A 12500-nucleotide genomic window follows, 5' to 3' on the forward strand; every position below is an offset into this window, starting at 1 on the left:
GCACCTCGCACGACCTGGGAGAATCGACCCGTGATCGAACGCTACACCCTTCCGGAGATGGGACGCGTCTGGAGTGACGCGCACAAGTACGAGCTGTGGTGCAAGGTCGAGACCCTGGTGGTCGAGGCCCACGCCGAGGCGGGCACGATCCCGGCGGAGGTGGTGGAGCCGATCCGCAAGGCCCCGCCGCCCACCCCGGAGGCGGTGCACGAGATCGAGGCGGTCACCCAGCACGACGTGATCGCCTTCCTGTCGGCCTGGGCGGACAACACCGAGCCCCGCGAGGCGGCCCGCTACGTCCACTTCGGCATGACCTCCTCGGACCTGCTCGACACCGCGCTGGCCCTCCAGCTGGTCGAGGCCACCGACATCCTGCTGGCCAAGGCGGACACGCTGATCCGCACGCTGCGCGACCACGCGCTGGAGCACCGCGCCACCCTGCGCGTCGGCCGTACGCACGGCATCCACGGCGAGCCGGACGTGTGGGGCCACCGGGTGGCCGACTTCGCGTTCGCGATGGCCCGCTCCCGGGACCGGCTCCGGCGCGCCCGCGAGGCGGTCGGCGTGATGGCGATCTCCGGCGCGGTCGGCACGTACTCCAACATCGACCCGGCGATCGAGCGGCACGTCGCGTCCCGGCTCGGGCTGAAGAGCGCCGACGTGTCCACCCAGGTGGTCATCCGGGACGGCATCAGCGAGTGGGTGTCCGCGCTGGGGATCATGGCCACCGTGTGCGAGGCGATCGCGCTGGAGGTCCGGCACGGGCAGCGCACCGAGGTCCGCGAGCTGTGGGAGCCGTTCGGCAAGGGCCAGAAGGGCTCCTCGGCGATGCCGCACAAGAAGAACCCGATCATCTCCGAGCGGCTGGCCGGGATGGCGCGGGTGGTGCGGGCGCAGATCGTGCCGGTCATGGAGGGCATCCCGCTCTGGCACGAGCGGGACATCTCGCACTCCTCGACGGAGCGGATCACGCTGCCGGACGCCTCCATCGCGCTGGACTACATGCTCGCCCTCACCCACCGGCTGATGTCGGGGCTGGTCGTGGACGCCGCGCGGATGCGGGCCAACCTGGAGTCGACCGGCGGCCTCATCTACACCTCCACAGTCCTGCTGGAGCTGGTCGAGGCGGGCATGTCCCGGGACGACGAGGCGTACCCGCTGGTCCAGAAGGCCGCCATGGAGACCTGGCAGACCGGCGTGCCGTTCCGGGAGACGCTGCGCAAGAACGCCGCCGAGACGGGGCTGAGCCTGGACGAGGCGCGCCTGGACGCGGTCTGCCGTCCCGAACGGTTCGTCGAGCGCCTCGGCCCGGTCTTCGAGCGGCTGGCCGCGCTGACCTGACCCACCGCCGGCCTGACCCACCGCCGGCCTGACCCACGGGCGGCCTGACCCCACCGGCGGAGATCGGAGATCGGATGCCTGCCTCGTCCCCGAGCGCGGTCGTGACCGAGCTGAACGTCTACCCGCTCAAGAGCGGCGGCGGCACCGCGCTGCACACCGCCGAGCTGCTGCCGACCGGTCTGCGCCACGACCGGGAGTTCATGCTGGTCACCCCCGAGGGCCGGTTCCTGTCGCAGCGGGACTACGCGCGGATGGCCGTGCTGCGGCCGTCCTACGACGGCGAGGTCCTCATGGTGGAGGTCGCCGGCCCCGCGGCGCCCGCTCCGTTCGTCCACAAGGCCGTGGACGACGGCCCGGTGCTGGAGGTGCTCGTGCACCGCTACGAGTGCCAGGGCACCGACCAGGGGGACGAGGCGGCGGCCTGGTTCTCGGCGCTGCTGGACACCGACTGCCGGCTGGTGCGCTTCACCGGGCACCGGCGCACGTCCCGGGGCGGCGGCGAGGTCGCGTTCGCCGACGGCTACCCGCTGCTGGTGATCTCGGCGGAGTCGCTGGCCGACCTGAACGGGCGGCTGGACGAGCCGGTCCCGATGAACCGGTTCCGGCCCAGCGTCGTGATCGAGGGGCTGGGCCCGTACGGCGAGGACCGGGTCCGGCTGCTCCGGGTCGGCGGCACGCTGATCGAGATGGTGAAGTCCTGCGCCCGCTGCCTGATCATCACCACCGACCAGGACACCGGCGAGCGCGGGCGCGAGCCCCTGCGGACGCTGGCGGGCTACCGGACGATCGACCGGGGCGTCCGCTTCGGCCAGAACGCCGTCCCGCGGACGACGGGGACGCTCACGGTGGGCGACCCTGTGGAGATCGTCGAGGCGCGCTGACGGCCCGAGCGGAGCGAGGGCGTCAGCGCCGGCCTTTGCCGGGGGGTCTGGGGGGTCGCCCCCCAGGACAGACACTGACGGGGACTGACGGCAGGGGTCAGCCGATGACCTCGCCGGTCTCGTTGCCGTACGCGTCCCGCATCCGGGTGGGGACGATCTCGATCTCCAGGCCCGGGAGGGACGGGACCGGGGCGCGGCCCGCCTCGGAGCCGATGGCGCCGATCAGGTCGTCCAGGGCCGCCGGGGGCACGCCGATCACCAGCACGCCCTCTGCGGCGCGCTCCACCGAGTAGTCCCCGGCCGGCCGGAACTCGATCATCGCGTCCTCGGACTGGAGCCCCAGCGTCCGGCCGAAGGGGAGGCGCCCGCGCAGCGACTCGCCGATCCGCGGGGCCTGGAGGGCCCCGAACCGCAGCGTGGTCGCGGTACCCGTGCCGCCCTCCCAGCCCAGCGTGGAGAGGTAGAGCACGCCGCCCTTGGAACCGTCCCGCTCGACACCGGCCTGGACGGCGGCGGCCAGCTCCGGGTCCGCCAGCAGCGAGCCGCGGTCGATGTCGGTGACGTGGAGCGGCGTCCGCGGCTCCAGGACCTTCAGCAGGGACAGCGCGTCCCACTGCCGCGCCGCCTCGTACTCCTCCCGCGCCAGCCCGACGACCTGGAGGAACCGCAGCCGGCCGTGCGGGGTGGAGATCGTGCCCAGCTCGGGGTCCTCGGTGAAGACGATCGCCCGGATGGCCGAGTCCTCCCGGTCCGCCGCGATCGGGCCGTTGACGTCCATGTGGTGCCCGGCGTCGAACCAGTTCCCGGTGGTGAAGACGTAGCGGCCCAGGTTCTGCAGCAGGCTCACGGCCCAGACGGGCGGGGTCTCCTCGGCCGGGTCCCGGACGAGGCGGAAGGTGAACTCGAATCCCCAACCCGACTCCTCCGGGTCGCTGTCCTCGCCCTTCTCGTAGAGCTCGCTCATGCCGTACGAGACGTAGTGCCAGTGCGGCACCGGGTCGGTCCGGGGGTAGGCGCTGATGCCGTCGAGCGGGTCGTCCCCGCCCATCCACCAGCGGACGACCGTCCCCCAGTGGTGCGGCTCGGTGCCCCCGTAGATCGGTGCGAGGGCGTCGTCGATGGCCTGCCAGCCGGGGGATTCGTCCATGAGCGTTCACCTTAGAGTTGATCGCGGGGGTCCGGGGGTGAACGGTAGGGTGCGGCACGGTTCACACTCGATACGGCGTGGGGAAACGCGAACTTTCGGATGTTTTCGTCGGTCTTAGTGACCGTGGGGGACGCCACCGGCACGCGCTCGGGACTTCTCATCCACGTCTCGGTGGTTTACTGGGGGCGCGTTGTGCAATGACGTTGTGCAGTACGAGGGGCAACGATCAGCGCGCTCGGCCCTCGTGGCCCGCCGTGCCGGAAGCGCACGGAGGGCAGCCAGTCCATTGATTCTGCAGGGACCATATCCGCAGCTAAGGAGTTAGGCGGCATGACCATGGGCCACGAGGTTCGCTACCGCATGCGCGGGGGCCGGCAGCTGCACGGCACCGTCTTCATCCAGGGCGCCAAGAACGCCGTCCTGCCGATGATCGGCGCCTCGCTGATGGCGTCCAGGGGCCGTACGGTCCTGCGCAACGTTCCGATCATCGAGGACGTGCGGCGCGCGGTGGAGCTCGCCCGGGCGGTGGGGGCCAAGGCGGAGCTGCACGAGGCCGAGCGCACCCTGGTGATCGACGCCTCCACGCTGGACAGCCCCGTGCTCCCGGCCGACATCGCGGCCCGGTTCCGCGGCTCGTTCCTGTTCGTCCCGGCGCTGCTGCACCGGCTCGGCGAGGCCGTGATCGAGGGCGTCGGCGGATGCAACCTGGGCAGCCGCAACCTCGACTTCCACTACAACGGCTTCAAGCGCCTCGGCGCGACGGTGACCGAGCAGATCGGCGAGGACGGCGCCGGCCGCATCCACATCAAGGCCGGCGACCTGCGCGGCGGCACCCTGTACTGCGACACGCCCTCCCACACCGGCACCGAGAACCTGATCATGGCCGCCGCGCTCGCCCGCGGCACCACGCTGATCAAGAACGCGGCACTGGAGCCGGAGGTGCTGGACAACATCGCGCTGCTGCAGGCGATGGGCGCGAAGATCAGCGGTGGCGGCACGGGCTTCATCACCGTGGAGGGCGTGGACGAGCTGTCGGCGGTGCAGCACACCGTGATGCCGGACCGGATCGACACCGGCGTGTTCGTGATGGCGGCGGCGATCACGGGCGGCGACCTCAGCCTGGTGGGCGCCAACCTCGAGCACCTCGGCGTGGCCGCCGACAAGCTGGAGCAGATGGGCCTGGACTTCCACCAGCAGGGCGCGGTCCTGCAGGTGCGCCGCGAGCGGGCGCTGCGCCCGATCAACGTCATCACCGACGAGTACCCGGGCTTCGCCACCGACCTGCAGTCGCCGATCATGGCGCTGTCCTGCCTGGCGGACGGCCCCTCCTACATCTACGAGCGCATCTTCGACGGCCGCTTCAAGCTGGCCGACGAGCTGACGAAGATGGGCGCCGACATCGAGGTGAACGGCAACCGCGCCAAGGTCAACGGCCCTCGCGGCCTGCGCGGCGCCGAGGTGGAGGCGCACGACCTGCGCTGCGGCAGCGCCCTGGTGCTGGCCGGCCTCGCCGCCGAGGGGGAGACCGTCATCACGTCCGCCTATTACCTCGACCGGGGTCACGCGCACACCGCCGAGCGGCTGTCCCAGCTCGGCGCGGAGATCACCCGCGAGACCGATCAACCGGCCGACAGCTGATCAACATCTGGCTTAGCCGCGTACTCTGACCTGCTCTCTGACGCCCGGTCCGGTACGCCTTTGCCCTGTCGTCCCCGCGCTCCTTCTGACGGTCTCTCCTGACTTCCTCCTGACAGCCCGACCGGCGGCCCGGCCCTCCGAGGCCGGCCCGCCGGCCTTTCAACTGGCCGATGGTGGTCGCCGGGCCCGGCCGGCCGTCCGGAGGCCGCGGCAGTGCCCGATCCGCGGCCTTCCCGGCACTATCCCTCTGACCGGGGAAAACGCGACAGGGCGGGCATCACGGAGCCAAGAACGGCTGAAAAAGGCGAATCCCTTGTCTTCCCGACCTTCCCGGACCGGGACGGTCGATTTCCGCCCACTGCGTAAGCTAAACGGAGGTCGCAGGGGCCCGCACGGTGAGGTTCCGTATCCCGTGCGGGCCCCTTCGACGTTTTCGGGTCTTGTTTTTAGACTTCGGACGACCGAAGATGCAGGATCAAGACTGACCGATTGGTGACAAATTACTGACTAGGGGGTCGCGTAGGTTACTTTTTCGCCGCACTCTTGATTCGATTTCGCGTCTGGGCGTCACACAACGTCGCCCTGACCCGATCTGCCCACAGAGGATCTACGAACGCGGGAATGCGGTGCAGGGTCAGAAAGCAGGGGCGACAAGCCATGAGTCAATCTTTGGGCGGAGCGTGCGCGAACGCATGGCCGGGGCGGGACCCCCACCAAGAGGATGGTCGGGAAGTGAGCGATCGCCGATGACGACGACGCGAACGGGGTCGGTGACACCAGACCTCACGATCGGCGTGGTCGGCCCGCATGATCTCGTCGAACGGGTCATGCTGATGGGCCATGGCCCGACACCGGTGCCGAGCCGGCTGGTGGCCGCCGCGTACCGGGACGAGCAGGAGGCGGCCGACAAGGTCGTGCGGCTGGGCTCGGGGGTGGACGTGTGCCTGTTCGCCAGCCCGGTGCCGTACGACTTCGCCCGCAAGGCCGGCGTGCTGACCATGCCGGCCACATACGTGCCGCTGAACGGCGCCGCCCTCCAGGGCGCGCTGCTGCGGGCCGCGCTCGACGAGCGCTTCGATCCGGGACGGGTGAGCATCGACGTGCTCGGCCGGGCCGAGGTCGAGGAGGCGTACGCGGAGATCAGCCTGGGCACCGAGCAGGTGCACCTGCGCGAGGAGGCGGCCGGGCCGGGCACGCTGGCCGCGTTCCACGAGCGGCTGTGGCGGCGCGGCGCCACCACGGTCGCGATGACGTGCGTCCACGCCACCGCGGAGCGGATGGAGATGGCCGGGGTGCCGACCATCCGGGTCCGGCCCACGGGGGCGGCGATCCGCAGCTCGCTGCAGACCGCGGCGCTGCTGGGCGCGCACCACCGGCTGGAGGAGTCGCAGCTGGTGGTGGTGCTGGTGGACGTCCCGACGCTGCGCGAGACGCCGCGCCGGGTCACCCCGCGCTACTGGCGGGACGAGCTGAAGCTGGCGCTGCACCGGGTGCTGCTGCAGGAGGCGCACCGGATGAACGCCTCGGTGTGGCCGCTGGACGACCACAGCTACCTGGTCATCGCCACCCGCGGCTCGGTCACCGCCGGCACCGAGGGCTTCCGCACGCCGCCGTTCGTGGAGCGGGTCCGCGAGGAGCTGGGCCTGGCGATCGAAGTCGGCATCGGCATGGGCCGCACGGCGCACGAGGCCGAGACGCACGCCCGCGCCGCGCTGGCCCGTTCGCAGAGCTCGCAGCGCGCCCAGGGCTTCGCCCTGGACCGGGACGGCCGGGCCCTGGTGCCGGCGCCCCGCACGCCGCCGCGGGCGCAGCCGCAGGCCAAGCCCAAGGGCCTGGAGATCCTGGCCCGGCTCGCCGACAAGCTCGGCGACCAGGAGCAGCCGCTGATCGTGGACGCCGAGAACGCCGGCAAGATGCTCGGCGTGACCCCGCGGACGGCCCGGCGCCTGCTGCGCACGCTGGTCGAGGAGGGCCTGGCCTGGCCGCTGCCGCCGAACCGTACGCCGCAGCCCGGCCGGCCGCGCCAGCTCTACCGGCTGATCGTGGAGAAGCTCGGCCCCAAGACCGGCACCTGACACGGGTCCGGGTCACGGGTCCGGCTCACGGGCCCGGGGGCACGGGTCCGGCTCACGGGGCCGGCCCGCGTCGTGGAGGTCCCCGGACGAGAGTCCGGGGACCCACGACCACGCACGACCATGCCCGCTGCGCTCCGCCCCTGCCCTGAGGGCCCGGCGGGACCGGCTCCAGACCGGCCCTCGGCCGGAAGGCCGGTCAGTTGCGGTGCGGGAAGGCGCCGGCCACGGCCAGGAACGCGTCGTTCTCCTCGGGAGAGCCGATCGAGACCCGCGCGCCCTCACCGGCGAACGGCCGGACGCTCACGCCCTGCGCGTCGCACGCGGCGGAGAACTCCATGGTCCGCTCGCCGAGCCGCAGCCAGACGAAGTTGGCCTCGGTGGGCGGCACGGTCCAACCGTCCGCCAGCAGCGCGTTGCGGACCCGCTCGCGCTCCTTCACGGTGCCCTCGACCCGTTCGAGCAGCTCGCCGGTGGCCGCCAGGGAGGCCACCGCCGCCGCCTGCGCGATGGCGTTCACGCTGAAGGGGAGGTAGGTCTTGCGGATGGCCTCGGCGACCGCCGGGTGGGCGACCAGGAAGCCCGCGCGCAGCCCCGCCAGCCCGTACGCCTTGGAGAAGGTCCGCAGGATCACCAGGTTGGGCCGGTCGGGGTACAGGCCGAGCCCGTCGGGGACGTCGGCGTCCCGCACGTACTCGCGGTACGCCTCGTCCAGCACCACCAGGCAGTCCTCGGGCACCCGGTCCAGGAACGACTCCAGTTCGGCGCCCCGGACGACGGTGCCGGTGGGGTTGTTCGGGTTGCAGACGAAGATCATCCGGGTGTGCTCGGTGACGGCGCCGGCCATGGCGGCCAGGTCGTGCGTCTCCTCGCGCAGCGGCACCTGCACGGACGTGGCCCCCGAGAGGGCCGCCAGCAGCGGGTACGCCTCGAACGAGCGCCAGGCGTACACGACCTCCGCGCCGGGCTCGGCCACCGCCTCCAGAAGCATCTGGGTGACCCCGACCGACCCGCAGCCGATCGCGATGTGCTCGGGGGCCACCTTGTGGTGGGCGCTGATCGCCTCGATCAGGGCGGTGCCGTTGTTGTCGGGGTAGCGGTTGGCCCGCCGGGCGGCCTCGCCGATGGCCTCCAGGACGGAGGGCAGCGGGCCGTGCGGCGTCTCGTTCGACGACAGCTTGAACGAACGGCCCTCGGGAGACACCACGACCTTGCCGGGCTTGTAAGCCTGGAACCGGTCGAGCACGGAGCGGAAGCGCGGGGTGTTTGCCTCGGACACCGTTGTCCTCCTCGTTCTTCTGGACGGCGCGCCCTCGCGGGTGGTGCGCCCCTGTGGACGGAGCGCCCTTCTGGACGGCGCGCCCTCTGGGTGGTGCGCCCCAGCCTACGGACCTCGGTCAGACCGGAGGAGAACCGCCCTGGCGCATCATCCAGCACACGGTCACGATCCGGACGAACTCCCAGTCCTGGGTGTTCACCGGTTTCCAGCCCCGTTTGAAGGCGTCTTCAGCGAACCCCTGGAGGTAGGTCATCAGCGCGTCCGGTTCCGGAAGGTAACCGCCGGGACCGACGATCAGGTCGCGCACCGCCGCGGCATGCTGGTCGACGGCGGCGACCAAGGCCGGCGTACCGGCCATCTCCGCGATCCCGGCTTCCCCGATGTCGCGGATGAGCAACCCCAATTCTTCGGACAAGTCGCCATCCATACGCCCCAAGCTAGCAATGTCGCGGACAACTCCGGCACATTGCCTCGAATGTCACCGGACTGTGCCCTGACCAGGTCAGGCGCGGGGCCTCAACATGGGCGGGCGCAGTTGCTCGGCGTCGCCGCGCGTGTACAGCTGGGCGGGACGGCCGCCGTCGCGCGTGGTCGTCCGGCCGGTCGGGACGAGGAACCGGTCGGCGCCGGTGACCTTCCGGTGGAAATTGCGCGGGTCCAGGCCGGTGCCCCACACGATCTCGTACACCCGCCGCAGCTCGGCCACCGTGAATTCGGGCGGGCAGAAGGCCGCGGCCAGCGAGGTGTACTCCAGCTTGGCCCTGGCCCGTTCCACCCCGTCGCACAGGATGCGGCGGTGGTCGAACGCGGCGCCGGCGCGGACGAGGTCGTCCACCGCCGTCCACAGCACCTGCGCCCGGCTGGAGGCGGGCAGGTCGGGCGCCAGCCCCAGGTAGGCGACGCTCACCACCCGCTGGCGGGGGTCACGGTCCGGGTAGCCGTAGGTCGCGAGCTGTTCGAGATGGATCCGCACGTCCGCCAGCCCGGCCCGGTCCGCCATCAGCCGGGCGGCCGCGACGGGCAGGTCCTCGTCGAGCTGGATGAAGCCGCCGGGCAGCGACCAGCAGCCGTCGTAGGGGGCCCGGTCCCGCCGCCACATCAGCGCGCAGAGCCGTTGCTCGCGCACGGTGAGGACGACCAGATCGACGGTGACGGCGAGCCGCGGGACGGACATGTACTGAACGTTAGTGCTCTCAACCCGTTGGTAGGGCCGTAAAGGCCCCGCCGCCCGCCGGGGGCATGTATCCCTCGGCGGGCGGCGGGGCCAGGGGCCCGGTTTACGGCCCTGTTGCGGACGCGATGTCGGATCGACCGGAAGCCTGTACCGCCGGGCCCCGGACGCCCGGGCCCCGGTGACCGGGACCCGGCGACCCGGGTCCGGCGTCCCGGGCTCGGGGTCCGGCGTCCCGGGCTCGGCGGTCGGCTCAGCGGCCGGACTCGGGGGCGGTGCCGGGGTCGGGCTTGGCCGGCGTGACCGGGAGGGCCTGGGCGGCGGCGACGCCGTTGTGCCCCTTGCCGTTCTGGGCGGGGGCGTCCTGGCCCGTGCTCATCCCGGCCAGCAGGGAGCGCGCCAGCCCGAGGCCGGTGCCGCCGAGCGTCATGGCCTTGGCGAGCATCTCCTCCATGCCCGCGGCACCGTTCAGGACGACCATGTTGTCGACGTTGCCGAAGACGCCCGCGCCGGCCTCGACGATCCGCGGCCACTGCTCGGCGAGCTGCTGGGCGATGACCGCCTCCTGGTTCTCGGCCAGGGCCTGCGCCCGCGCCTTGATGGCCTCGGCCTCGGCCAGGCCCTTGCGGCGGATCGCGTCGGCCTCGGCCTCACCCAGCAGCCGGACGGCCTCGGACTCGCGCTGGGCCTTGAGCTGAACCTCCGTCGCGGCGGCCTGGGCGTGCGCGATGCGCTCCTCCCGCTCGGCCTCGGCCAGCTTGACCTGCTCGTACGCGCGGGCGTCGGCGGGCTTGCGGATCTCGCTCTCCAGCCGCTTCTCGGTGCGCTCGGCCTCCAGCTCGGCGTTACGGGTCTCGCGGAGGATGACCTCCTGCCGGGCCTGCTGGGCGGCCTGCTGGACCTGGCCGTCGTACTCGGCCTTCTTGATCTCGGTGTCCCGGATGACCGCGGCCTTCATCCGCTCGGTCTCCTGCTCGCGCTGGGTGGCCTCCTGGTCCCGCTCGGCCTCGGCGATCCGCGCGGACGCGGCGACCTTGGCGGCGTGCGGGCGGCCCAGGTTGGTGATGTAGCCGGTCTCGTCGTCGATCTCCTGGATCTGCAGGGAGTCGACGACCAGGCCCAGCTTGCTCATCTCGTCGGCGGCGGAGCTGCGCGTCTCGCTGGTCAGCCGCTCGCGGTTGAGGATGAGGTCCTCGACGGTCAGGTTGCCGATGATCGAACGCAGATGGCCGGTGAACAGCTCGTGGATGGCGTCGTCCATGGAGTCCTGCTGCTCCAGGAAGCGCCGGGCGGCGTTGGCGATCGACACGAAGTCGTCGCCCACCTTGTAGATGACCACGCCGCGCACCCGGACCGGGATGCCCTGCTGGGTGACGCAGTTGACCTCGAGGTTGGCGGCGCGGCTGTCCAGGCGGAGCCGGCGGGCGACCTGGAAGCCGGGCAGGACGGAGGTGCCCTTACCTGTGACGATCTTGAACCCGAGGCTGTCCACGCCGTCGATCGGCTTCGACTTGGCGCCGAGCCCCGAGATGATCAGGGCCTCGTTGGGTTCGGCCACCCGCCAGACCATCTTGAAGAGAATGATCAGCACGATGACCGCGGCTACCGCGGCGACCGCCACCATGACGACGGGCATACGGCCTCCTCAGGGGTGGGAGGGCCGGTCCGGCGCCCCCGTGGCGACGGATCGGAACACCTGCGACGATGCCCCTTTGACGCGGAGAGGCGGACGTCGGTTCCGTTATCGCCGGTAAATGACCGGTTTCGGGCACGCGGACGGGCACGCGGCCGGGCCGAACGGACGGCCGGGCCGGCGGACGGCCGATGGGCGGGCGGGTTCGAGCGGTGGACGGTCTCAGGCCAGGGCCTGCGCGACGTACACGGTGCGGGGAGGGTGGTACTCGACGACCACGACGATGGTGCCCACGGTGAACTCCTCGCGCGGATCGACGGGATGGGCGTAGAACGCCTCCACCCCGCCGCGGACCGGGATCATCACCTCGCCCACCAGACCGGGTCCGATCCTGCCGGTCACCCGGCCCTCCTTGCCGATCAAGGGCTCCCCCGCTCGTTCACGTGACCTGGAGACGGCACGCGCACGGCAGGTCCGGGCGCGTGCGTCGGTAGGGGAACGTTATCCGCTCGGTGAGGCGGCCGCGAGGGGGCCGGTGCGGTCAGGGCAGGATGCGGCGGGCCTGGGCGTCGGCCTGGCGGGCGAGCTGCTCGGCCTCGGCGCGCGTGGCGGCGGGGCCGACCAGGCTGATCGTGGCGAGGTAGCGGCGCCCGCGCAGCACGACGTACCAGGTCTTCAGGTGCGAGCTGCCGCTGACCGTCGTGACGCCGACCGTCCGGGAGCCCTCGCCGAGGGTCCCGGGCGGCGACTCGACCACCCGGTGCGCGGCCCACTGGTCGCCGACCTTGGTCCGGAACGCCAGGCACTTCGCCGGGACCCGCGCGTTCACGTGCTTCTCGGCGGCCCCGGCGGGCATCCCCATGAGCGTCTCGGTCACGCTCTGCCCGTTGGCCTTGGTGAACGAGGCGATGGCCGCGGGGGCGCTCGCGTCCATCGGTGGCGCTCCCGGCCTGCCGCCCGTCCCGCCGCAGCCCGGCTTGTCGATCGTGACCTGGCGCTGGAGCTGGTTGAAGTTCTGGATGGCCTTCAGCGACCCGTACTCGCCGGAGTCGGGCTCCCCGGACCGCCGGTAGCCGGGCGGCTCGGTGAGCAGCGCCTGGGCGAGCTGGTCGGAGGTGTAGGCGGTCCCGGCCAGGGCGGCCCGTCCGGTGGCCTTGACCCGTTGCGCGCGGGCGCCGTCGTCATCGCCGCCGCACGCGACCGCGGACGTCGCCGTCACCGTCATGAGCACCGTCATGGAAAGGAGCCTGTGGGCCATGCCTGGTGACATTACGGCGGGCGGGGGGACGATCGGCGCCGACGACACGCCTTTCGTCCAAGCCGTCCCGTTTTGGTGGA

Annotated in this window: 11 protein-coding genes; 4 read left to right on the forward strand and 7 right to left on the reverse strand. The window is 72.0% G+C overall.

Annotated features, from left to right (window positions below):
• Nucleotides 1-30 precede the first annotated feature (30 nt).
• Together purB and IW256_RS30490 are read left to right on the forward strand one after the other, a co-directional pair.
• A complete protein-coding gene (purB, locus tag IW256_RS30485) occupies nt 31-1341 on the forward strand; it encodes an adenylosuccinate lyase (protein WP_197014238.1) in 1311 nt (436 codons plus the stop codon).
• 74 nt (nt 1342-1415) lie between these two features.
• Nucleotides 1416-2222, forward strand: a complete 807-nt coding sequence (locus tag IW256_RS30490) for an MOSC domain-containing protein (RefSeq protein WP_197014239.1) — start codon at nt 1416-1418, stop codon at nt 2220-2222.
• Between the two features lie 97 nt (nt 2223-2319).
• On the opposite strand, the gene IW256_RS30495 is transcribed toward IW256_RS30490, so the two are convergent.
• Nucleotides 2320-3369 (reverse strand): suppressor of fused domain protein, encoded by a 1050-nt coding sequence (locus IW256_RS30495; RefSeq protein WP_197014240.1) that lies wholly within the window; start codon nt 3367-3369, stop codon nt 2320-2322.
• Nucleotides 3370-3705: 336 nt separating this feature from the next.
• Here IW256_RS30495 and murA point away from each other — a divergent pair, with 336 nt between their 5' ends.
• A complete protein-coding gene (gene murA, locus IW256_RS30500) occupies nt 3706-5007 on the forward strand; it encodes a UDP-N-acetylglucosamine 1-carboxyvinyltransferase (RefSeq protein WP_197016651.1) in 1302 nt (433 codons plus the stop codon).
• Between the two features lie 746 nt (nt 5008-5753).
• Entirely contained in the window at nt 5754-7082 is a 1329-nt protein-coding gene (locus tag IW256_RS30505) for a transcriptional regulator (protein ID WP_197014241.1), read from the forward strand.
• Nucleotides 7083-7278: 196 nt separating this feature from the next.
• On the opposite strand, the gene hisC is transcribed toward IW256_RS30505, so the two are convergent.
• The 6 genes from hisC to IW256_RS30535 all read right to left on the reverse strand — a co-directional run bounded on the left by hisC (nt 7279) and on the right by IW256_RS30535 (nt 12399).
• Nucleotides 7279-8358 (reverse strand): histidinol-phosphate transaminase, encoded by a 1080-nt coding sequence (gene hisC / locus IW256_RS30510; RefSeq protein WP_197014242.1) that lies wholly within the window; start codon nt 8356-8358, stop codon nt 7279-7281.
• 118 nt (nt 8359-8476) lie between these two features.
• Nucleotides 8477-8773 (reverse strand): DUF6401 family natural product biosynthesis protein, encoded by a 297-nt coding sequence (locus IW256_RS30515; protein WP_197014243.1) that lies wholly within the window; start codon nt 8771-8773, stop codon nt 8477-8479.
• A gap of 87 nt (nt 8774-8860) precedes the next feature.
• The gene (locus tag IW256_RS30520; protein WP_197014244.1) at nt 8861-9532 is read right to left on the reverse strand and encodes an NUDIX hydrolase; all 672 of its coding nucleotides are present in this window, start codon (nt 9530-9532) and stop codon (nt 8861-8863) included.
• 250 nt (nt 9533-9782) lie between these two features.
• On the reverse strand, nt 9783-11165 hold the full coding sequence (locus IW256_RS30525; protein WP_231403990.1) for a flotillin family protein: 1383 nt from the start codon (nt 11163-11165) through the stop codon (nt 9783-9785).
• A gap of 219 nt (nt 11166-11384) precedes the next feature.
• Nucleotides 11385-11564 carry a hypothetical protein gene (locus IW256_RS30530; protein ID WP_231405830.1) on the reverse strand — a complete coding sequence of 60 codons (180 nt, stop codon included), beginning with the start codon at nt 11562-11564 and terminating at the stop codon, nt 11385-11387.
• A gap of 139 nt (nt 11565-11703) precedes the next feature.
• Nucleotides 11704-12399 carry a hypothetical protein gene (locus IW256_RS30535; protein ID WP_197014246.1) on the reverse strand — a complete coding sequence of 232 codons (696 nt, stop codon included), beginning with the start codon at nt 12397-12399 and terminating at the stop codon, nt 11704-11706.
• Nucleotides 12400-12500 lie beyond the last annotated feature (101 nt).

It is taken from the genome of Actinomadura viridis (genome assembly GCF_015751755.1).
In the GTDB taxonomy this organism is placed as follows: Bacteria; Actinomycetota; Actinomycetes; order Streptosporangiales; family Streptosporangiaceae; genus Spirillospora; species Spirillospora viridis.

Coding starts and splice junctions, on each gene's coding strand:
- IW256_RS30490 (WP_197014239.1), top strand. CDS start 1,416: ATGCCTGCCTCGTCCCCGAGCGCGGTCGTGACCGAGCTGAACGTCTAC.
- IW256_RS30495 (WP_197014240.1), bottom strand. CDS start 3,369: ATGGACGAATCCCCCGGCTGGCAGGCCATCGACGACGCCCTCGCACCG.
- murA (WP_197016651.1), top strand. CDS start 3,706: ATGGGCCACGAGGTTCGCTACCGCATGCGCGGGGGCCGGCAGCTGCAC.
- IW256_RS30505 (WP_197014241.1), top strand. CDS start 5,754: ATGACGACGACGCGAACGGGGTCGGTGACACCAGACCTCACGATCGGC.
- IW256_RS30520 (WP_197014244.1), bottom strand. CDS start 9,532: ATGTCCGTCCCGCGGCTCGCCGTCACCGTCGATCTGGTCGTCCTCACC.
- IW256_RS30525 (WP_231403990.1), bottom strand. CDS start 11,165: ATGCCCGTCGTCATGGTGGCGGTCGCCGCGGTAGCCGCGGTCATCGTG.
- IW256_RS30535 (WP_197014246.1), bottom strand. CDS start 12,399: ATGACGGTGCTCATGACGGTGACGGCGACGTCCGCGGTCGCGTGCGGC.